This window comes from Maribacter aquimaris (genome assembly GCF_014596745.1).
GTDB lineage: Bacteria > Bacteroidota > Bacteroidia > Flavobacteriales > Flavobacteriaceae > Maribacter_A > Maribacter_A aquimaris.
The window spans coordinates 274512-297303 of sequence record NZ_JABTCF010000004.1; the positions used below are offsets into that span (position 1 = coordinate 274512).

The 22792-nt window shown below is 39.8% G+C and carries 20 protein-coding genes; 14 read left to right on the top strand and 6 right to left on the bottom strand.

The features are described from left to right. Positions 1–149: 149 nt before the first annotated feature. Positions 150–287, top strand: a complete 138-nt coding sequence (locus tag HPE56_RS08995; RefSeq protein WP_188243435.1) for a hypothetical protein — start codon at positions 150–152, stop codon at positions 285–287. Positions 288–738: 451 nt separating this feature from the next. On the opposite strand, the gene HPE56_RS09000 is transcribed toward HPE56_RS08995, so the two are convergent. From HPE56_RS09000 to HPE56_RS09020, 5 genes are all read right to left on the bottom strand, one after another. Next, the gene (locus HPE56_RS09000; RefSeq protein WP_188243436.1) at positions 739–2232 is read right to left on the bottom strand and encodes a YfcC family protein; all 1494 of its coding nucleotides are present in this window, start codon (positions 2230–2232) and stop codon (positions 739–741) included. Positions 2233–2391: 159 nt separating this feature from the next. After that, positions 2392–3582: a TlpA family protein disulfide reductase gene (locus tag HPE56_RS09005; RefSeq protein WP_188243437.1), complete on the bottom strand. Its 1191-nt coding sequence runs from the start codon at positions 3580–3582 to the stop codon at positions 2392–2394. A gap of 208 nt (positions 3583–3790) precedes the next feature. Continuing rightward, positions 3791–4621 (bottom strand): PIG-L deacetylase family protein, encoded by an 831-nt coding sequence (locus tag HPE56_RS09010; RefSeq protein ID WP_188243438.1) that lies wholly within the window; start codon positions 4619–4621, stop codon positions 3791–3793. Positions 4622–5058: 437 nt separating this feature from the next. Continuing rightward, positions 5059–6075, bottom strand: a complete 1017-nt coding sequence (locus tag HPE56_RS09015) for a S66 peptidase family protein (protein ID WP_188243439.1) — start codon at positions 6073–6075, stop codon at positions 5059–5061. 140 nt (positions 6076–6215) lie between these two features. Further along, complete coding sequence (locus tag HPE56_RS09020) at positions 6216–6602, bottom strand: DUF2306 domain-containing protein (protein ID WP_188243440.1); 387 nt, start codon at positions 6600–6602, stop codon at positions 6216–6218. 273 nt (positions 6603–6875) lie between these two features. On the opposite strand from HPE56_RS09020, the gene HPE56_RS09025 reads away from it, so the two are divergent. The 11 genes from HPE56_RS09025 (at position 6876) to HPE56_RS09075 (ending at position 15367) form a co-directional block, all read left to right on the top strand. Beyond that, positions 6876–7208 carry a YtxH domain-containing protein gene (locus HPE56_RS09025; protein ID WP_109649166.1) on the top strand — a complete coding sequence of 111 codons (333 nt, stop codon included), beginning with the start codon at positions 6876–6878 and terminating at the stop codon, positions 7206–7208. Further along, positions 7208–7555, top strand: a complete 348-nt coding sequence (locus tag HPE56_RS09030) for a hypothetical protein (RefSeq protein WP_188243441.1) — start codon at positions 7208–7210, stop codon at positions 7553–7555. The genes HPE56_RS09025 and HPE56_RS09030 overlap by 1 nt, the downstream gene beginning before the upstream one ends. Beyond that, positions 7555–7761: a DUF6327 family protein gene (locus HPE56_RS09035; protein ID WP_188243442.1), complete on the top strand. Its 207-nt coding sequence runs from the start codon at positions 7555–7557 to the stop codon at positions 7759–7761. The genes HPE56_RS09030 and HPE56_RS09035 overlap by 1 nt, the downstream gene beginning before the upstream one ends. A gap of 93 nt (positions 7762–7854) precedes the next feature. Next, a complete protein-coding gene (locus tag HPE56_RS09040) occupies positions 7855–8730 on the top strand; it encodes a mechanosensitive ion channel family protein (protein ID WP_188243443.1) in 876 nt (291 codons plus the stop codon). A 128-nt stretch (positions 8731–8858) separates the two neighbouring features. Next, positions 8859–9308 (top strand): ferritin-like domain-containing protein, encoded by a 450-nt coding sequence (locus HPE56_RS09045; RefSeq protein ID WP_188243444.1) that lies wholly within the window; start codon positions 8859–8861, stop codon positions 9306–9308. A gap of 291 nt (positions 9309–9599) precedes the next feature. Further along, entirely contained in the window at positions 9600–9761 is a 162-nt protein-coding gene (locus HPE56_RS09050; RefSeq protein WP_109649170.1) for a DUF1328 family protein, read from the top strand. Between the two features lie 68 nt (positions 9762–9829). Then, positions 9830–10018, top strand: coding sequence for a hypothetical protein (locus HPE56_RS09055; RefSeq protein WP_188243445.1), 189 nt, complete (start codon positions 9830–9832; stop codon positions 10016–10018). A 251-nt stretch (positions 10019–10269) separates the two neighbouring features. Further along, the gene (locus HPE56_RS09060) at positions 10270–10830 is read left to right on the top strand and encodes a helix-turn-helix domain-containing protein (protein ID WP_188243446.1); all 561 of its coding nucleotides are present in this window, start codon (positions 10270–10272) and stop codon (positions 10828–10830) included. 15 nt (positions 10831–10845) lie between these two features. Then, the gene (locus tag HPE56_RS09065) at positions 10846–11292 is read left to right on the top strand and encodes a response regulator (RefSeq protein ID WP_188243447.1); all 447 of its coding nucleotides are present in this window, start codon (positions 10846–10848) and stop codon (positions 11290–11292) included. A 155-nt stretch (positions 11293–11447) separates the two neighbouring features. Beyond that, on the top strand, positions 11448–14012 hold the full coding sequence (locus HPE56_RS09070) for an ATP-binding protein (protein ID WP_188243448.1): 2565 nt from the start codon (positions 11448–11450) through the stop codon (positions 14010–14012). Positions 14013–14341: 329 nt separating this feature from the next. Beyond that, complete coding sequence (locus HPE56_RS09075; RefSeq protein ID WP_188243449.1) at positions 14342–15367, top strand: helix-turn-helix transcriptional regulator; 1026 nt, start codon at positions 14342–14344, stop codon at positions 15365–15367. A 259-nt stretch (positions 15368–15626) separates the two neighbouring features. On the opposite strand, the gene HPE56_RS09080 is transcribed toward HPE56_RS09075, so the two are convergent. Beyond that, a complete protein-coding gene (locus HPE56_RS09080; protein ID WP_188243450.1) occupies positions 15627–16118 on the bottom strand; it encodes a Dps family protein in 492 nt (163 codons plus the stop codon). A 630-nt stretch (positions 16119–16748) separates the two neighbouring features. On the opposite strand from HPE56_RS09080, the gene HPE56_RS09085 reads away from it, so the two are divergent. Continuing rightward, positions 16749–19505: a helix-turn-helix and ligand-binding sensor domain-containing protein gene (locus tag HPE56_RS09085; protein WP_188243451.1), complete on the top strand. Its 2757-nt coding sequence runs from the start codon at positions 16749–16751 to the stop codon at positions 19503–19505. A gap of 234 nt (positions 19506–19739) precedes the next feature. After that, entirely contained in the window at positions 19740–22772 is a 3033-nt protein-coding gene (locus HPE56_RS09090; RefSeq protein ID WP_188243452.1) for a SusC/RagA family TonB-linked outer membrane protein, read from the top strand. Positions 22773–22792: the final 20 nt, after the last annotated feature.

The window sequence follows — 22792 nt, forward strand, 5'->3', positions numbered from 1 at the left end:
TTGGCAATTCCATGGTTACCCCTTCTTTTCCCTTACCGATATAAAAACGGATCAAGAACAATTTCTGGGTATTTGGATATTTATGTAAATAATCGAGTTAACCTAAATAGGAAGATTCTGTATTATTCACACCCCTGAACGGGGTCTTAATGAAGGAACGGCCTATTTTTGATTTCGTTTTAAATCAAGTGGTTTCCGCATTGGGCAGTGGGGAAGCCGTCCATAGAGCATTTCACTTTAGTGAAAGCGGCCTGGGCGGTGTGGCCGCGGAAAGTGCGTGGATTTAAAGAAATTTAAAATCAGCCTAGCGTTTTTTGCTTCTTTTTTGGGCAATGCAAAAAAAAACAGAACACGAACTTAGGAATAGCTTATGCTTTCTTTTTCTAATTCACACCCAACTTTTGGGATTCATTCATAAAAACTTAAGTTAGTAGTATTTTCCAAGTTTAATTTGTAGTGAATTGAAGAACCGCATGGTCTAACCATTCTTAGTTATTCCAACACAATACCATTCATTTCAAATCGGATAAAGCCATTGAAGTCTATAAAGCAATAAGCCGGAAAGATGCTGCCTAGAGAATGACCCGAAATGCTTTTGTCAGTACCCGTATTATAGTGATCGTGCAAAATGGGATGATTCCTGAATTAAGGCACTTCAAAAAAATTGCAGCCCCTCCAGTATTTGATATCCCTTAGGGCTGACCGAATTCCTTTACGGCATTCCTAATTCCCATATTATCAATAGACGGAAACAGTCAGTAATATCATGGTAGTGATCAATAGCATTAGGAAAAGTGGGAAAATAAATTTCAACCACTTATCAAAACCAATTTTAACAATCGCCAAAGCTGCCAGGATCAATCCAGTAGGATTGATTAAGTAAAACAAACCAAGTCCATATTGATAGGTATCAACGATGATTTCCCTTCCTATACCTACGGTATCAGCCAATGGCGACATAATCGGCATTGTCAATACGGCCATTCCAGATGAGGAGGGCATAAAAAAGGACAGCCCTCCATAAATGACAAGCATGACATTCGCAAATAGCCCTTTGCCCATGCCTTCGGTTATCGAACTTGCATGGAATAAAATCGTATCGCTAATTAGTCCATCCTCCATTAAAATGGTCACACCCCTTGCGATACCCACAATAAATGCAACACTTAATAATTCCCCGGCACCTTTTGTAAACACCTCAACGAAGACATTTTCCTTTATTTTAGCAATAAAGCCAATAATAATGGCACCTACCAAAAATGTGGCGGTCATTTCCACAAACCACCAATCAAGCATGGAAACACCGATGATCATAACCACAAAACACAATGAAAATATGACAAGAATGAGTCTCAGCCTATTTGTGAATTTTATGGTGGCACCCATTTCATTTACCCCAAATAGCTTTTCCAAGGCTTCTTTTTGATCATAAATAATAGATTTTTTAGGGTCGGCCTTTACCCGATTGGCATACCGTATAATGTATAGAATGGTAATTGTCAAACAAACAACCAACATAATGACACGATTGTCCAACCCTTCTGTCCAACTTATTCCAGCGGCATCAGAGGCAATGATCGTTGCAAAGGGATTTGTTGTTGAACACATCGACCCAATACCCGAACCAAGAAAAATGCATGCTAGTCCGACCATCGCATCATACCTTGCCGCGAGGAAAACAGGAATTAATATCGGGTAGAATGCCATGGTTTCCTCCGCAAGTCCGAAGGTTGTACCCCCCGCTGCAATAAGTGTTGTCACCAAAATGATCAGTATGTACTCTTTCCCCTTAAGCATTTTTGCCATCCAGGCGATACCGGCATCGAACGCCCCCGTAAGATTCATCACACCGATCAAGCCTCCAATAACAAGGATGAGAAAAATGATGTCGGAAGCAGCGATTATTCCTTTAATTGGGGATTTCACCAAGGCAGCCAAGCCTTGGGGTTTGGACTCGACTTCCTTATAGGTATTGGGAATTCCTATAGGCTTATAAATATCCCCATTTATAAATTTTTCAATTGGGATTTTAATATCGAGTCCATCTAGGGTTTCCTGTGTTACGGGTAATTCGACATTCCCGTTTATACTGGTTTTTGTAAATGTATTGCTTTGGGCATTGTAGGCTAGATTATCATATTGGCCCGCAGGCACCAACCAGGTTAAAACCGTTACAAATAGCGCTATAAGGATTAGGATGGTTTGGGCGGTTGGGAATTTCAGTTTTTTCATATAAATTATCATTTTCATATCCATGTGGGCCTTACGATACTATATGGCAACAAATTCCGCCATATCCCTTTGGGAAAGGACCAATGTTTGAACCGATAGCCCTATCGGTCCAACGTCGATTTGAATTCCCAAAATAAAATGTCCGATCCATAAACAGGACTAGGGTTTAACCATATAATTTTTCACCCAATCCTTTAAAGCCGATCCATGAATATTTTTTGCCACTACCACGCCCTGGGCATCAAGAATGAAATTGGCGGGAATGGTATGTACGCGTATCTTTTTTAGGATTGGGGTATCATCCCCCTGCAAATCGGATGCCTGCAACCAACGATCTGCCCCATCACGCACTACAGCACGTTTCCATCCGGACTCGTTGCTTTCCAATCCGTAGGCAACAATCTGCAACCCTTGGTCATGGTATGCATCCCAAATAGGGACTAAAACCTCCCGGTTTTCCAATCGGCAAGGAGCACACCAAGATGCCCACAAGTCAATAATCGTAAGTTTATGGCCCAATTGGTCTTTGAGCGAAAGTGTATCCTTGGTTATCATGGGTAATTGTAGATCAGGAAATACATCCCCTACCAAAACCGGTAGATTAGCGGGTTCACTCTGTTTGCAAAGCTCTTCTACCCATGGGTGTTGGGGTTGTTCCTTTTTCCATTTGTTACATTGACGCACTAGAAATTCAGGCACACGTTCATAATCATCCTGTGGACTTACCCATCGTAACGCCACGAGAGCAGGTATAAGATGACGCATACTATCTGCAAAGTTTATCAACTCGGTCTGGTATTGTAAAACCGAATGTTCCTTATCCATCAATTGCTTGCCATCTTCCACATGCCATTGCTTTCCTTCCAGATAGGTTTGATAAGCCTTTAGGTTGACATCCCTTAGTGCTAACAAGGCCCTGTTGATTTCTGAAGGATCTTCGATGGTAAAACTTTTTTGGAATTCATCGAAGTTGGCCGTGATTTCAAGTGGTTCTCCCGATTGCCATAGTATAGGCATATAGTTTGACCTGATCGGATCATCGGTATTTAAATAATTTGGGAACTTCCCAGGTTGATGCACTGCAATTTCCAACAATACGGGTTCTTTGAGTTTCGGTAAGTTGACAAATTCAAAACCACCATCAGGATTTACCACGGCAGAATCTATGACTTTCCCAAAATAGGAAGCAGCGACCTCCCGTAGGTTATTGGGTTGAATGAGGTAAAGCTTTGTACCCCCTTTTGCCACACCCTCCAATTTTCCTGATATATCCGATGGGGAATTACACGCAAAAAGCGTAAAGGTCAATACGATAAGACCAAGAATGTTCTTGATGGGGATGGTTCTCATTTCCGTTTAATTAAGGACAACAAAGGTAAATAGTTCCTATTACCCTGTTCCCATCAAAATTAACAAATTCTTGAAATTTAAGGATATGGGACTTGGACATAACGTCTATTTTAATCATCAGGAAAGTCAATATCCTAAACAATGGGAGTCCTACCACTTAACCAACCAATCCCGAATTTAAAACGATTCGCCAAACACCCCCTTTTTATCAATCAAAAATATTGTCTTTGATGGCACTGGCCCCATTCCAAGGCCTAAAGTAGATCAATCCGTCTGTTTGCCCCATGATAGCGAATAAATCCTCGATGTCTTCTGGGGTGTATTGGGATTTATGACACCTTGATGCTTCCTGTCCCAATTTCAAATTTTGCGCATCAAAAGGAATTCTATAGGTAAGAAATCTCTTTTGTGTAGTTTTCAGATTATCATTCATCCACTTAACCAAATCCGTTTTCAAATGTAGCCCCTTGTCCACAGCCTCATTGGGAAAGCCATAATAAAGGAGTTGTTGCAAGGACTCGGATGCTTCCCTCTGAAAAACTTCGGTAACGATATTACTGACAATACGATGGTCCGGATGTCCATATTGCCCTCCGGGTCCAAAGGTAATGACTACATCGGGCTGGTATTTTGTAAACAAGCTATCGATTTTGTCATCCAACGTATAGATGTTTTCCTTTAAGGCTAAATCCCCATCGATATAATCCAAAAATATCGGGGGATCAATGCCCAAGGTTTTTGTAACGCACAATGCCTCTTCCGATCGTACCTTAGCCAGTGCATCCCCGGCAGGGATATTGGCATGTGGCGTTACTCCCTTAGAACCGTCAGTTACAATAACCGAGTGAATATTTACACCTTCGTTGGCATATTTTGAAAGAATGGGGGAAATAACGATCTCATCATCCGGATGGGCGAATATGACCAGTAAGGACTTATCCTTATTACTTGCCAACCCGCTCTCCTGTTTTGTGCCGTTTTGTTCCTTGCAGGAAAACAACACAAGAATCACACTAAGAATTAATAAAGGAATTTTCAATTTATAGATTTTTGTTTCCGCTCAATTTCCCTGATGATCTTAGGTTCAATAGGAATCTGAACGTATTCGTAGTAAGTTTTTTGCGCAAAGACCAAGTTAACACATAAAGTTGAAAATAGTGTTCCGTAGCAAGGGTTTTTCCTGAGGAAAACCAGAAGTAACGAACACTACATAAAGTGCTGTACAGCGGGTAATTCACAAAAATCAAATTTTTTATAATGTCGTATTTAAATGTAGGGTATGGTGTATTATGGACAATGCTAACCTATCAACCATATGGGGGAAGAATGCACTTTTTTTTTGCATGCCGCAAAAAAGCACAAGTACTTAAATATAACCATTTATTCCCTTTACACCTTTACCATCCATAGAGTTTAACAAAACAACGAAAGGTTATCAAAGGTTGAGGAACTACGCCCGAAATCGTTTGGAAAGTATTACAGGGTGGCGTTTTCTTTCAACGTCACCCGTTTCTCGGAGGTATCGAGTTCCACTTCAATACCGACAGGCAAAGTGCATAGATTTTTGTCATGCCCAAATGGAAAATCATATAAAATCGGGATATTCAAATCTAATAACCGATCTTTTAAGGTCTCCATCAAACTCAATGAAACATCGCCTTTCCCTGGATTACAGTCGGCAAATTCACCCAAAATGATCCCACTCGCCTTTTTAAGGTTATTCGCTTGCCGAAGTTGGGTCAGCATTCTATCGACTTTGCGTGGTTTTTCACCAACATCCTCTATAAAAACCAATTTATCCGTAAAATCGTTATCATAACCTGTGCCTGATAAAGCGGCTAACAGACTGAGGTTACCACCGATCAATTTTCCTGTGGCTTTCCCTTCGGCAAGGGTTATCGTTTTTTCGGTTCCATCTATACTATGGCCCGCCCCTCCATCGAATACAATCGCCTTGACATGTTCTTTATTGAAGTTGGTAAAATCCCAGGCACCGATAGGGCCATGAAGACCAACCAATCCGGTTTTACGGTATATGGCGTTTATTAGGGCGGTAATATCGCTGAAACCGATCAGTATTTTCGGGTTTTCCTTAACCAAATCATAATCAATAAGGGGTAACAATCTATTGCAACCGTCGCCACCTCGAACGCACCATACCGCTTTGGTCCTTGTATCGGCAAAGGCCGCATGTAAATCTTCCAATCTTTGTTTATCGGTCCCGGCCATATATCCTCTTTTGGCCCTTATGTTTTTGGACAGCTTGACTTTAAGCCCTAAGTCCTCAAGGTTTTTGACTGCCAATGCTATCTTTTCGTCATTCACCGGACCTCCTGGAGCGATTAAGGTAACCACATCCCCTTTTCTGAGCTTTTTGGGTTTAATCGTTTTATGATTTTCACCTGTAATTACTGAATTCGCCTTCAATTTTGAAGCGGTGAACATGGCCGTCGTCCCTATTGCCAATGTTCTTAAAAATGGTCGTCTTTTCATCGTTATAATTTCTTGAAATAGTGTAATGTCATGAATTGCCGGAAGGCAAACGTTGGGCTTGGGTCCACGCCCATAGCTTTTTGTTTTGTACTGATCTTCATAATTACAAATTTAGGCCGGGATTGATTTTACATTTATTCCTATCCGAAAAAGAAAGTGTGTAAATACCTTCCTGGGAAAAATGTAAATCCTCCTGCTATTATTATTGCCCCGAAGTATAATAGAATCATTTTTCGTTTATGGGACTTAACATTTCCTTTCTTAATAGCCCAATAAGCAGTGGGGACAGTGTAGATTGTCAAAAAACTAAAACTGTGGATATAACCAAAATGATTTAAGACCCTAGGTCCAACTTCAGCAGGCATAAACAGGGTTATACCAGCGGTTATCAGCATAAGGACCATATATAACCTTCCTAAATAAACATGTTTTCTTGATCCCTTTTTTATAATCAACAAAACGGTCCCAATAACAAAAGCAGGAACTACTGTCGCTAAATGGAAATACATCAAATCAATATAATTCATTTGTTTTATTAAATATTATTCCATTTTGGTTTTTTCAGAAAGGGATGATACTATATATCGCAACAAGTTACACCATTTCTTTTTTTAGAAATAATCCATTATTAAAATTTTCAGTACCGGAAACCCCATAAAAAAACATTCCGTTTCATTCCCCGTTTTAGGCAAGCCTTAATTTTCCACGGCAACAATTTGTCGTATTGCGTCAATCGAACCCGACATATCGGGGGATATTTGTAGTAAGAAAATCGAGTATTAACTTTTAAATATTATCATATGAACGACAATGGAAATACATTATTGGGCGTCTTGGCCGGAACAGCAATAGGAGCCGCATTAGGAATTCTTTTTGCTCCCGACAAAGGCTCGGCAACACGAAAAAGAATAGCGGAACAAGCGGAAGCTACCCGGGATTCCATCGCAGAATCCACTATGGATTTAAGGGATAAGGCAGCCACTACGGTGGCCTCCAAACGTGAGACCCTAGACCACCAATTGGAAAGCATCGTCTCTGACGTAAGCCATAAGACCGAGGATGTCATTACCACCTTGGAAAAAAAATTGGCAGACCTTAAATCAAAGAATAAGAAACTACAGAAAACATCGTAATGGGCATTATCGAAGCATTGGACAATACCAGTACTGCCGCCGTGGATAAAGGAGAGGCCTATATAAAGACCACCAAGAAATACTACGAACTAAAAGTATTTCAACAACTGGCGCTTCTTTCGGTTACGGGATGCAAATTGGCCCTCTATTTTGGTCTTTGCATCTTGGGCCTCATCTTCTTAGCGGTTGCAGGCGCTTCAGCGATCGGTGATTATTTTGATAATGCATCCATAGGATACCTTATAGTCTCCGCAGCGTTCTTTGCCCTTATCGGTATCATCTACTTGGTTAGGCACCGAATTGAAAAATTGATACTATATAAACTCTCAGAAAACTTTTTTGACTAATGGACAGAAGACCCTACCACTCCCTAAAGGAAATAAAACTGGAACTTCAAACTTTGAATCTTGAGCGAAAAATCCAGATGGAAGAATTAAAGTTGACCAAACATCAGATCAAAGAAGACCTGCAGCCGATCAATTGGATTGCGACGCTCTTCAAAGGGGTTAAGAAATACGGTGCCCTAATACTCCTTAAAAAGATGTTACGCTGATTATAGATTGCCTATTACCCGAATGCCAATGAATATAGGATGATGTCATCCGACTTTTAAAATCCAACATATTAAAACAAACATATACTACCCATGAATTTAAGAATAGGTGAAGCCTGGAATAAAATGATCGACCGTATTGAAGGTTGGGTAGACCAATTGATTATAAGTCTGCCGAATATCATTATTGCGGTCATGGTATTCATTCTAGCCATAATCCTATCCAAATACATTAGCAGACTATCCCTTAAATTATTGGGTAAAAGTAAATTACAACCGTCTATGCGGCAAGTAATCTCGAAATTGGTTTCGGTATTCGTTATCTTGATGGGACTGTTTTTAATCTTGGGCATCTTGGATTTGAGCAAAACCTTGAACACCATCCTTACCGGTGCCGGGGTTGCTGGGTTAGCGGTAGGACTAGCGCTTCAAGGGGCATTGGCAAACACCTATTCCGGTATCGTTTTATCATATGTCAAACATTTGAAATTCGGTGATTGGATCCAAAGCAACAATTACTCCGGTGAAATCGTTGATATTGACCTCCGTTCGGTGACCATCAAGGAAATCGATAACAATCTGGTCTATATTCCCAATAAATTGGTATTGGAAAACCCGATTAAGAACTTTTCATCAACAGCACAGTCACGGGTAATCCTTGATTGTGGGGTAGCGTACTCCTCTGATCTTGAATTTGTTCGGAAATTGGTCATACAAACCATTGTGGAAAATTTCAAAGCGGTGGAAACAAGTAAAGAGGTCATCTTCCTCTACACGGCATTCGGTGACAGTTCCATCAACTTTCAAACACGGTTTTGGATCGATTCCACATCCGGACTCGAGGTCCTAAAGGAAAAGACCAATGCCATTATCGCCATTAAAAAAGCCTTTGATGCCAACGACATCAATATACCTTTCCCGATACGAACATTGGATTTCCCAAAGTCAATCGAAATCGCAGGAAACTAATCCATTCTATTTCAAAAATGCTATAACCATGGGGCTTTAACAGCTACATTGCTATGGCCATGATTACCCTATGGATGTTAAAAAGGAACCATCCGAAAAAATACCTTGCTAATTTAAACAATAACAAAATGAGTACATACACAGAAACTATTGGAGAAAAATTAAACAACCTATTGGAAAAAACCTACGATGCCGAAAAAGGCTATAAAAAAGCTGCGGAAAACACAGAGCATCCTTTGCTTAAACCTTATTTCGAAAGACGGAGTAAAGAACGTACCGATTTTAAGCAGGCCATAAAAACAGAAATCAAACAATTTGGCCAAAACCCGGAAACGGAAGGAAGCCTTACGGGAAAAGTACACCGCACCTGGATGGACACCAAAGCGTTGTTCGCTAGCGACAAGGCTGAGGCCATGTTGGAAGAATCGATTCGAGGTGAGAAATCCGCCGTAGATGAGTATAAGGAGCTTTTGAGTGATACACAGTTACCCCCGAGTACGGCCATAATGCTCAAGGACCAAATGAACCGTATCGCTTATGACCTAAGTACGATAAAGACGCTTGAAAATCTATCGTAAGACGCAATCCCATAGAACAAAAAAGGATGCCTTGGGGCATCCTTTTTTGTTACCGTAAGCAGGGAAAGTCGTAGGAATGGGAACGATACCTCCAACCTTCCTTGAGACGATTCCTTTCTTTTAGGATGACGATCATCAAAGAAATCCCTAATCAGGGCAAAAAAAGGGAACGAAAACATAAAACGTTAATAATCAAACCGATTGCGTCAACCGTTATTCCTGAATGTCATCATCTTTGTACCAAGGAAGTTGATAAGGCATCAACACCTTTTAACCTTTAAATCACTTAATATGTTACGTTGGACAGTTACTTTTATCATATTGGCTATCATTGCCGCAGTATTCGGATTTGGTGGAATCGCAGCCGGCGCTGCCAGTATCGCCAAAATCTTATTTTTCGTTTTTATCATCCTCTTTATCATCTCATTGATTACAGGAAGAAAAAAAGTATAAACAGAACAACCTTTATATTGGTTCAAGGTTAACGATGTAACCAATAAGCGAACTTAAAACCATTTATTATGAAGAAATTACCTATATATTTATTATTTGCATTTTTCACAGTTTCATTTGCTACCCTGACAAGTTGTAGGGAAGAGAAATCGGCCAAAGAAAAAGTAGAGGAAGGCGTTGAAGATATTGGAGACGGCATTGAAGAAGGCGTTGAGGAAGTCGAGGATGAGATCGACGATGCCACAGACGACAATTAACAACTACCGGTTTTATAGTAGGAACAGTTGCGGCGGGTTATTTCTTTACAGGAAATAGCCCGCCTGTTTTATACAACAACCCCATATCCCCTTGAACTTTAAATTTCCATCAATGGAATATCCTTCCCTTAATTTATGATCCCTCCCAACATCATCCAAGTAAAAATCCCATATTTGTCCTATCATCAAAAAACAATCCACTATTTGAAGACCAAAAAATGACCCTTTGGATAATTTAGTATCTTGACGCTATGACGCTGAACATCAAATTTGATTATAATTTTATCTGTAAGGCTATTTTACAGGAACAATTGGATAACTTAGGCTTGGAATACACTTTGCAGTCCCTAGGGGAAATAAAGTTCAAAAACAAGCTTACCCCTACCCAACGGGACCAACTCTGCCAAGCCTTTGGAAAATACGGTATTGAAATATTGGACAATCCCCAAAATGTTCTGGTGCAACGTATCAAAGATGCAATTACCGAGCTTGTAAATGACAGTGACAAAGCCCAAAAATACAATGTATCTACCTATTTATCAGATACATTGAACTATTCGTACCCCCATTTATCCACCATTTTTTCGGAAGCGACCCATTCCTCCATTGAGAATTTCATTATCCTTAAAAAAATTGATGCCGTTAAGCATTTGATTATGGATAAAAATCTTACCTTGACCGAAATTGCGCACAGGTTAAATTACAGCAGTGTAGCCCATCTGTCCGCACAGTTTAAGAAAACAACCGGTCTAACGCCTTCATCCTTTCAACGAATAATCAAAAAACGAAAAGAAAAGGGAATTACACCATAATCAATACAAGGGTATATGGCGTTGAGCATTATGAATATAGCGCTAGCTGACGATGATGCTGATGACAGGATGCTTTTCGAGGAGGCTATCGGCGAAATTGAAATAAAAACCAAACTATCACTTTTTTCCGATGGAAAACAGTTGATGGATTACCTTACCCAACCCCAAGCAATACTCCCTGAGATTATTTTTTTGGATTTGAACATGCCCATTAAAAATGGAATGCAATGTTTAAGGGAAATAAGGCAAAACGAATCCCTTTTACACCTATGTGTGGCCATTTACTCCACCTCGTCCTCTGAGCAGGATATTGAGGAGACTTTTGTATATGGAGCCAACATTTACATTAACAAGCCCAATAGTTTTGGAGCCTTGAAGAAAGCCGTGGAAAAGGCATTGCGCTTAAATTGGCAATACCATACCTCTGCTTTGAATAGGGATAATTTTCTACTTCGGCTATAATTTTATACGTCCACACAGAATTTACTGCTATTTTTATCCCTAAAGATTAATTCTTTGACCCGATTGCTTTAAGGCAATTTGAAATCTGGCAGAAGCACTTTGCATTCCGTACTTTAGCCATACTAGCTATGTATCTCTAAAAACACATCAAGATTTTGGGAAAATCATCGAAGGTATTTATCGTTCTCCTCATTGCGTCCGTAGCCATACTAATGTTTATCGGCAGTACTTCCTATCGACAAATCAAAGCGTTAGGGGAATCTTCGGAAATGGTGGCCCATACCCTCCAGGTAGAGACCGAAATACATCGGTTATTCTCACAATACACTTGGTTGCAATCAAAGGCCTACGAAACGAACCTTCTCAAAACCGCGCCCATACATAGGGGTTTTGAGGCCCAAAAAGATAGTATGGCGGACACCTTTGAGGGTTTGGTTCAACTGACTTCAGATAACCGCAATCTCCAACAAAATCTTCAGAAAGTACAGGTATTACAAGAAGAGCTGTATGGTATCCTTCCCCGAATTACCGATACCCAGAACGATCTTTATGCAGGAAATACGGCTATTGAAGCCCTTAACAAAACAATGAAGGCTTTGCAAACCGTTAAGTTCAACATGCTTAACGAAGTTGCATCACTTTTAAAAAAGTACAAGGAAGCACATCACTCAAACGTATTCCTAACACCCTTGATGATGCTTTTACTGGGCATCTTCGCCCTATGTGTTTTTCTCATTGCATTTTGGCGCTTAAACAATGAACGCAAAGAGACGAAAAGAGCCCAAAAGTTTTTGGAAAGCATCTTGGAGACCTCTAAAAATGTCATTAGCTACTTTGAACCCGTACGTGATGCATCAGATAAGATCATAGACTTCAATATGGCGTATCACCATAAGAACATTCACGATGTTCTGGAAAAATCGAAGCCGCCGAGGGAAGGAAGATTACTATCGAAAGCCTTTCCCCAGCATTTTGAAAATGGTGTTTTTGAACATTTTGTAAAATGCATTGAGCAAAATGAAAACCAAAATTTTGAAAAGCAGTACGACTTTGGCGAAAAACGGTTTTGGTATGATACGACCACCACGAAATTGAACAATGGTATACTGATTACTTCCCGGGATACGACAACAGAACGTATTGCGTTGGATAATTTATCCGTTTCAAAAAAACTACTTGAAAAACGAAATCTAGAGTTGTTGGATAATCGTGCCTTTTTAAGCAACATCCTGATGAGTATATCAAACGTGGTAATGCATTTTGATTCAGTTCGAAATGACAAAGGCCATATCGTGGATTTTGAACTCTTATATGTAAACGATGCCATTCATGATATAACTGGCGATAATCCGGCAGCGATAAAACATGAAAAAGCTTCTAAATTATTTCCTACTATTTTCACCAATGGGGTTTTTGAAAAATTAGTGACCTGTATTGAAGAGGATCGGCAAAGGGATTATGAGACCGATTATGAAAATGATGGAAAAAAATACTGTTTTCAGGCCACTGCCAGAAAGTTGAACGATGGGGTTACCGTCACAACCCGGGATATTACCGAAGAAAAATTGAAAACTGAACGCCTACAGGTTTTGAATGATCAGTTATCGGTGCAGAATTCCATTTTCAAGGATGCTGAAGGGGTAGCCGATATTGGAAGCTATGTATGGTATCTCGACACGGGTGATGCTTCGATATCCGATAATTTTTACCGTATTCTTGGCTATGAGCCCAATTCATTTGAAATCACTTTTGAAATGTATCGAAAATTCGTTCACCCCGATGACCTTGAACTTTATGATCGGTTGGGTGAGGAAACTACCGCAAAAGGGTCGTCAAATGTACATTCCTACAGAATTATAGCAAAGGATGGTAAGGTCAAGCATTTATCCCTAAACGGAAGAACTACGGAAAGAATGGGAAGACCGGTTTCCCTTGGCGTTGTACAGGATATTACAGAAAGTGTATTGGCCGATCAAGAGTTAAGGATGAAGAATGAAGCCTTGGAACGTTCCAATGCCGAACTAAGATCCTTCAATCGTGTTGCTAGCCATGACCTTCAAGAACCCATGCGTAAAATACAATTATTCGTCTCAAGGATTTCCGATACAGAACAGGATCGTCTTTCCGACAAGGGAAAAGTATATTTCGAAAAGGTCAGTAGTGCCGCTAACCGTATGCAGACACTCATAAAATACTTATTGGCCTATTCGCGTTTAAACAAAAAGAAAGATGATTTCAGTAAGGTCTCCCTCCATGAAATTGTTGCCAAAGTCTTGGATGACCTGGAAGAGCGTATCGCGGAAACGGGTGTAGAAATCGCAGTGGATAAACTACCAAAAATAAATGCGATTCCCTTTCAAATAGATCAATTATTGGGCAATCTGGTTTCCAATGCCATTAAATACCGAAGTTTGACCGAACCAGCGAGAATAGTCATCGATTGTAAAAAATTACCGCGGAATAAAGTGCCTGGGGATTTTGACAAGAAAAAAGAGTATTACTACCGACTATCGGTAATCGACAACGGAATCGGTTTTGATAATGCCCATGCCCAAAAGATATTTGGACTTTTTGAACGGCTACACCAAAGGGATGAATACTCAGGTACAGGAATCGGTTTGGCCATTTGCAAAAAAATAGCGGAGAACCACGATGGCCATATCAGTGCCGAAAGCGAAAAAGGGAAAGGATCGACTTTCTGCGTTTACCTGCCTGTATAAGGTACTGTTTCTCTTCATAACGGTATCCTATTATATTATACGTACACGGTTATAGCCCCTACGTATCGTCCGATCCAGACAATCGTACGCTGCACATCGATGCAATAAAGAGATAAACGCGGGCATACGGCCCCAATTACGCATAACCTTACCCTCCTTCAATTCCCCAAAACCGTCCATTCTTCATGATTTTTAACTTTTTGTTTAGACTATTCCGATAATTATATAACAGAATACGAAAATTCTATAACAGCGCAGGCAGGGTTGACAACTAACTTTGCATCAAGCATATCGGAAGATCGATTACGAACCCTCTAAAAAACAACACCATGAAAATCATTGAACTCAACACAAATACCATCGAGGATATCTTTAAGCAGTTACAGACCGATTTAGGGGGCACACTTGAAAGTTTACCTAAAGAGTATAGTTTGGTCCTTGATAATGAATTGGCCCAAGGTGAAATTACAGGGATTGTGGTGAACGATACGATATCATTCATGGAATACGATGTCATCTTTAACCATGATACCGTAATTCTAAACCATACCCCAGTGACCAATCCTATTTACTTTCTCTATTGTGCCGAGGGAAGAATGAACCATAGCTTTGGATTGAAAGGTATACAAAGGACCCTTAAACAATTTCAAACTGGAATTTTTGCTTGCGATCCAAATCAGGACACCGCGATGTTCTTCGAAAAAGAACAACGTACACGGTTTTCCTATATTTCCGTAGACACCCATTCCAAAGGGATGGTCAAGAACAACCTTCTCCAAACCCAGTTATTGGAAACCTTTATGCCCAAAGCCGGACAGGAGATCTTTGCATATATAGGCTCTTACAACCTAAAGGTTACCGAAAAGATGGAAGAACTACAGGCCATTAAACAACGGGGTATTGTACGAAGACTTCTGGTAAAGGGTATTGTTCACCTCATGTTGGCCTTGGAAGTGCAACAGCATAAGGAGGATATTCAAAATTTGAAGAACAACCGCGGGTCATTAAGTCAAAATGAGATGGAAACCGTTAAGGAACTATCGGACTTTATCCAAAACTATCCCGAACGGAAATTCAGTTTAAAAGGATTGGCCAAAAAAGCGGGTACCTCCCCTGCAAAATTACAAGAAGGTTTTAAACTACTCCATAACCGAACCGTATCTGATTATATCAGGAATGTACGTATTGAAACTGCAGAAAATCTAATTCGTACCACCGATATGAACATTTCCGAAATTGTTTATACCATAGGCTTGACCAGTAGGAGTTATTTCTCAAAGATTTTTAAGGAGAAGTACAATTGTAGTCCCAAATACTATCAAGACCATCAGGACGGGATTACACTATCGGCTTAAAACCATCCATACGTCACAATACCATATCCGTCTTTTAGGCGGATTTTTTATACCCCAAACCAAAGTGTACCCATAAAATAGTTACTATTACAAAATGGACCACGGCCCATGGAAACACCATTCTTTTAAAGGGCTATTCCATGGTGATGTCCCATCAAATGAAATCCTATACAACCCTTTGGGCATACCTTATGCTATAAAACAGCAGCAGCAAGGAAAAATCCTTGCTGCTGCTGAAATATGTAGTGTTGTTTTTAGACTATGAGAATGTTTTTAGTGAGGAGCGCAGCATCCAAGCCATTTGTTCGTGCATCTGCATGATGGCCGTAATAAAATCGGCAGTACCCTCATCATTATGTGCTTCTGCATTTTCACCGATATTCTCCCTTATAAACTGGATCATCGTATTGTGGTCTTCCAATAAAACCTCCATAAAACTAGCACTATCATTTGTTCCAGGCCCATTTTCCTTTAGTCCGGATAGTTCCAAAAATTGTTGCATGCTCCCTGGGGCATAAAAGCCAAGCATCCGAATTCGCTCAGCAACCGCATCAATCGTTTTTTCCAATTTTCCATATTCTTCCTCAAAAAAGACGTGTTTGCTATGAAAATCAATACCCTCAACATTCCAGTGGGCGTTCCTGTATTTTGTATACATAATGTATTCATCCGAAAGCAGTCTCTTTAGCATCTCAACTACTGCTTCCCTATTATCTTTTTTTATGCCAATGGCGGTTTCTGTACTTTCCATATATTTTGTTTTTTTAAGTTTATACCCAAATATAAGGGCACCTATCTGATTCACTTGACGCTAAAAATCAAATAATTGCCCCTAACAAAACCAACACCCACCCAAATGGATTCATGATCGGGCAATTAATCCCATAAGGGATTCCACAACTTTAATATTAGGTACAACAACGCTGTTCGATTGCGTTAAAATTCGAATGTATTGGGATATTGAAGATTTACCGAATATCATAGATTTGTACTATAAGTATATGACAATGATCCTCTTGGGGAAGAGGTTCAAACAAGTTAAAAGGGACGCGTGGGGCGTCCCTTTTTGTGTGTATCCAACATTTACAATGCAACCCATAGGAAAAGAACAACCTAAATAAAAAGGTTTACCAAAGCCCCCTGAGGTTATTGGTATGATTTTCTAGGTCACAATGTAGAAGTCAAACTACTTAAGCTTTACGATCTCTACATCACTGACCCCGTTAATCAATCGAAGTCTTGTATTTAAACCTATTTTGAAAACCTTGGACAGCCCAAAAACAGAAAATAGGAAACAAGTAAAAAAATTGATTTTATACCGAAACTTCCATAAAATATCTTTGACTTATCTTTATCCTATAAGTGGTAAATAGTAATAATAATGAAATTTATTTTTGTCCTTCTTCTTGCTTTACTAACTACACCTTTACGGTTATGCGGACAAAATCTTTTGCCGCCAATACACAATTATAAAATCTTTGAATATCAGGCAGACAGTAAGAATTGGGGATTATCGACCAATAGTTCGGGTGAGTTATTTGTGGCAAACAATAGTGGTCTGCTACATTTCAATGGAGAAAAATGGGAACTCTACAAACTCCCCAACAATACAACGATCCGTTCTGTGGCCGAGATTGACGGAAAGATCTTTACAGGTTCGTATGAGGAGTTTGGATATTGGGTAAAGAATAAATTTGGTGTTTTAGAATACACCTCATTAACCCATTTAATCAAAAACCATGTGTTTACGAGTGAGGAATTCTGGCAAATTTTACCCTATGGTGATGCTGTTCTATTTAGATCGTTCAATGGAATTTATGTTTTTAAAGATGATAAAATCGAGGTTATTGACCCTTCCTTTGTAGTAACCTTCATTACCGTATATAAAGATAGGATTTTGGTCGCCGGGGGTCATAACAGGCTTTACGAACTCATTAATGATGACTTGGAACCCTTGGAAGAACATGCGCTTTTTTCCAACAAGATCATTATCGCCATGGCTGAAATTGAAGAAGGCCTTCTTATTGGCACAAAACGGAACGGTTGTTTTATCATAAGTGATGGAAAGATAATGCCCTTTGAAACAGGTATCAATGCTCAATTAAAGCAATTTCAACTCAACCAAATTTTACCGCTTACAGAAAACATAATCGCTTTTGGCACTATAAAGAATGGAATTTACCTCTATAATAAGGATAAAAAAAGCAGCCAGAAGGTAAACCGGCAAGTGGGATTGCAAAACAATACGGTGCTATCGATGACAACTTATAAAAACCAATTATGGGTAGGATTGGATAATGGCATTGATAGGATTCAACTAAATTATCCTTTAACGTTTTATACGGATTATATGGGTGCCGTTGGCACCGTTTATGATATGGCCGTATATAAGGATGTCCTTTATATGGCCAGCAATACGGGCATCTATTATTTTAAGGATGATGTTTTGCAATTTGTAGAAGGTTCACAAGGACATGTTTGGGATTTGAATGTTACACATGGGGATCTTTTCTGTGGCCACAACACGGGTACGTTTAGGGTAAATGAAAGTAGTTTTGAGAAAATCTCGAATATTTCAGGTGGGTACCAGATTGTCAAGGTACCCGAATCCAATTCCTCTTTTATCCAGGGTACTTATATTGGTTTGGCCAAATATGAAAAGGATGGTCCCGACAATTGGATAGTTACACCAATTACCGGAATCAACAAACCTGTTAAATATCTTTGTTTCGAAGATTCCCATACGCTCTGGGTCGCTCACCCCTATAAAGGGCTGTACCGGATAACCCTGAATGATACCTATGACGAAGTCATTGAGAAGGTTGAATTCACTGCTGATGACATACCAACCAATTACAACGTTAAGGTGTTTAATATTAGAAATCAGATCGCCCTTGATATTGAAGGGGTTTGGCACAGGTATGACCCTATTCTAAAAAAAATCGAACTGTTTGAAGAGTTTCAAAGGTATAACCATAAAAATCTGGTATATCACGACGATGGGTCTTTTTGGTTTATTGATAATGAAGGCCCCAAAAAGGTACTCTTCTCCGATTTAAAAGAGGTCAATTATATATTGGATGATATGTTATTGCAGAAACGATTGACCCCTGAGTCGGAAAATGTAATCAAGTTAAATGATTCAATTTATTGTTTTACATTAAACGATGGTTTTGGGAAGCTCAACATATCTGAATTCCGTAACCAGTTTGAAAACTATGAATTGCAAAAACCCCAACTTGTCTCTTTTGAAGATAAAGGGGGCACATATCCCCTGGATAGTGAAAAGTTCAAAATACCCAATAAACTTTCACAGGATATAAGGATAAACTTTGCCTCACCGGCCTTACGGGATGCCAAGTATTATTATAACCTAAAAGGACCTTTGGCGCAAACCGCTTATATTGACCATGGGCATATCCATTTTCAAAATCTTCCTTTTGGCACGTATGCGTTGAACCTTTTCAGCGTAGGTATCGATAATGAACACTCAGAGGCCTATACAATACAATTTGAAATAGCACCTCCATGGTATTTATCCAAAGTAAGCATCGCTCTTTATTTCCTGGCTTTTATAGGAATCATATTTCTAAGAAGAAAATATAACAGGTCGAAAATGGAGAAAAGGCATCTAGCCTTGAAAACCAAGTTTCTTAAGGACCAAGAGGAGAGAATGGCCAAAATGGAAAAAGAAAAATTAGAAAAAGAAATCAAGAAAAAACAGAAAGAGCTGGCCCGGATTACCATGAACATGGCGGAAAAGAACAAGGTGATTCTCGAATTAAAAGAAATGTTACTGGTAAACAGGAGCCAGTTCTCGAATCAAAAGCGTTATGGAACATTCATAAAAAAATTAGACAATTCGATCAAGGACGATGACGATTGGAAACATTTTGAAGTCAACTTCAAGGAACTCCATGAAGACTTTTTTGAAAACCTCTTAAAGATGTATCCCAAACTAACACCAAAAGACCTTAAGCTATGTGCTTATTTAAAAATGAACCTTACATCAAAAGAGATTGCCCCACTCATGGCAATTTCGAATAGAGGTGTTGAAATACATCGATATCGCCTAAGGAAAAAGTTAGGAATCGACAGCTCCCAGAACCTTTCCAACTTCTTGATCAAGTTTAATTGATATTTTTTATGGGATTTCTAGTAATGGACCATAGAACCTACTACATCATTACTACATCAATATGTTAAAAATTAATATGGACTTAACACATCCACTACTGCAAACATCCTTATTATAGGGCCTCTGGAGGAATAAATAAATGATGTGTTTTTTATGTACCCCGTTGAGTTCCTCGACCACCGCCTAATTAGTAATTTGGTAAAAACTTAAACTAATAATTAAACATTATTCAAAATGAGAAATACATTATTAGCAATACTGCTTTTTTTGTTTCAAATAGCAATTTACGCACAGGATGGTGTTATGGTGCAGGGTACAGTTACCGATTCCGCGGGGCAACCCTTGCCAGGTGCCAGCGTTGTGGTTCAGGGAACTACTACAGGAACACAAACTGATTTTGATGGTAATTTCACCCTGGACAACGTTCCATCCGATGGCATTCTATCCATCAGTTATCTAGGATTTGTCACCCAAGAGATAGGGGTTAATGGCAGAAGTGCTATTTCAGTCGCTTTGTCTGAGGATGCCCAAGCATTGGATGAAGTGGTCGTTGTGGGGTATGGAACCCAAAAAAAATCAGACCTGACCAGTTCTATAGTATCTGTTGACACAGAGAGTATGGAGAAAGTCCCAACCGGGCAATTAATGCAGGCGGTTCAAGGTAAAGCCGCAGGTGTTCAGATAAGTAGCCAAGGTTCCCCAGGGGAATCACCGGAAATCATTATTAGGGGTGTAAATTCCGTTTATGGGGATTCGAATCCATTATTTGTGGTGGATGGGGTGTTCTTTGACAGTATTGATTTCTTGAACGCTAGTGAGATAGAGAGTTTGTCTATTTTAAAAGACGCCTCTGCTGCGGCCATTTATGGTGTTGAGGCATCAAATGGGGTCATCTTGATTACCACGAAGGGGGGTAAGTTCAATAGAAACGCAAGTATTTCCTATACAGGGTATACAGGGGTTCAAACAGCACAGAATGTACTTAAAATGGCGAACTCGGAACAGTTTGTGAATTTTGCATTGGAATCGGGGTCCGACTCTGAGATTGCCAGTGTAAACAGTGCTATGCAGCGTTTTGGACGTAGTAGGATCAACCCTAATGTACCCAACGTTAATACAGATTGGTATGATGAGGTTTTAAGAAAGGCAATGACCCAGAACCATGATATTTCGATTAATGGGGGATCAGAGAACATTGCTTATTCCGTTGGGGGTAATTTCTTTTACCAAGATGGTATCCTTGATATGAACAATAGCTATGAACGCTTTAATCTAAGGACTAAATTAGACATTAAGGCCAATGATTGGCTTAAAGTTGGTGGTAGTATCGTTTATAGTAATGCCACTAAATATGATGATGAGGCCTCGGCATGGCAGCTCGCCTATTTTGCCGTACCTATTTTACCGGTTTATGATTATTTATATACCGGGGCTGATCCCCTTCCCTACTCAGACGCCAAGGAAATTGGATATAGGGGCAGTCAAAACCCTTTCCCTCTTATGGACAATTCCGATCTTAATAGTAAGATCCGTAGGACCGTAGCAAATTTCTATGCCGATTTTCAGCTTATCCCCGATCAATTGAACTTTAAAACCAGTTTATCCTATAATCATGCGGGTACCACGGGGCGATCAATAAAACTACCTTATTATGTAACCGATGATTACCAAAGAAGTGTTGACGAATCTTCCATAACCAGAAGCCAAGTGACCGCTGAGTCCTATGTATTGGATAATGTTTTAACGTATCAAAATACATTCGACGACCATGATCTTACTTTAATGGGCGGTATGTCTTATAGGGACAACTATAATAGTTATTTCGGCACAACCGGTTATTTTGACCCAAGCGGGGCATTTGTTAGGGATAAGGAACAGACTTGGTATATTGAGAATACCTCCACGGATAGCCAAACATCCTATGATGGTGGTAGCCAATCGTATTGGTTCTCGTATTTTGGAAGAGCGGCGTATAAATATAAAAACAAGTATTTGGCCTATGCCACATATAGGGCCGAGGGAACCAATAAATATGATGAAACCTATGTATACCTGCCCGCCTTTGGTTTGGGTTGGGTCCTATCTGAGGAATCCTTCATGAAAGATGTCAGTTTTGTCGATTACTTCAAATTACGGGGTGGCTGGGGACGCTTGGCCAATGGTTCCGTACCTGCCTCTGACGGAGGCGTCGGATCTAGCACCGTACAGACTGTTTTCAATAATCAATACTACACTGGAACACAGTTTGAAACAATCTCCGATAATATTAGCTGGGAATTTACAGAAGAAACCAATATTGGTATTTCTGCCAAATTTTTGGATAGTCGTTTGTCTTTGGAAGCGGATTACTTTATCAAGGACACCAAGGACATGGTCATTCCCTTGTCTCCCCTTGTGGGAACCGAGGTCAGTTACCAAAACGTGGGTAGCGTTAGGAACAAAGGTATAGAATTGGCTGTCGGTTATAGTGGGAAGATAGGCAAGGACTTTGGCTATTCCGTCAATGCGAATTTCAGCAAGCTTGAAAATGAAGTCACCGATTTGTATACACAGCCTTATATAGAAAGAGGTTCTGCCGAATTCAGGCAAATGATCATCGAAGGGCAACCAATAGATGTTTTTTACGGATATGATATTGTAGGGGTCTACCAGACCCAAGCGGAAATCGATGCCGATCCGGTTGCACAATCGGCCATTGCGGGTGGTACCGACATTTCCCCTGGTTACTTTAAGTATAAGGATGTTGACGGTAGCGGCGAATTGGATGCCGACGATAGGGTTTATCTTGGTGCCCCGGTCCCTGATTATTTTTATGGGGGTAGTATCAATTTAAATTATAAAAATTGGGATTTCTCCACTTCGTTCTACGGACAAGGCGGCAATGTGATCTTAAACAGGAACAGGGCGGAAGTAATATGGACCACCGGAAGAAATGTCGATGCGGAGTTGGCCAAAAATCGTTGGACAGGTGAAGGATCCACCAATGCCTTCCCTTCCTCTGAGGGCTATAGACAATCTTGGAACCAGAAACTTTCCAACTTCTTTTTACAGGAGGGAGATTTCTTTAGGATCCAGAATATACAATTAGCGTATACAATCAAAAACGATAAATTACCAGAAATCCGTTTTTCACTAACGGCAGATAGACCATTCCTTTGGACCAAAGGTTACAATGGCTTTAATCCGGAAGTCGGTTTCGATGGCATAGACAGTCAGACTTACCCCATTCCTTCTACGTATACTTTTGGAATGAGCATAAAAATATAATCATATAAAAATATCAGACA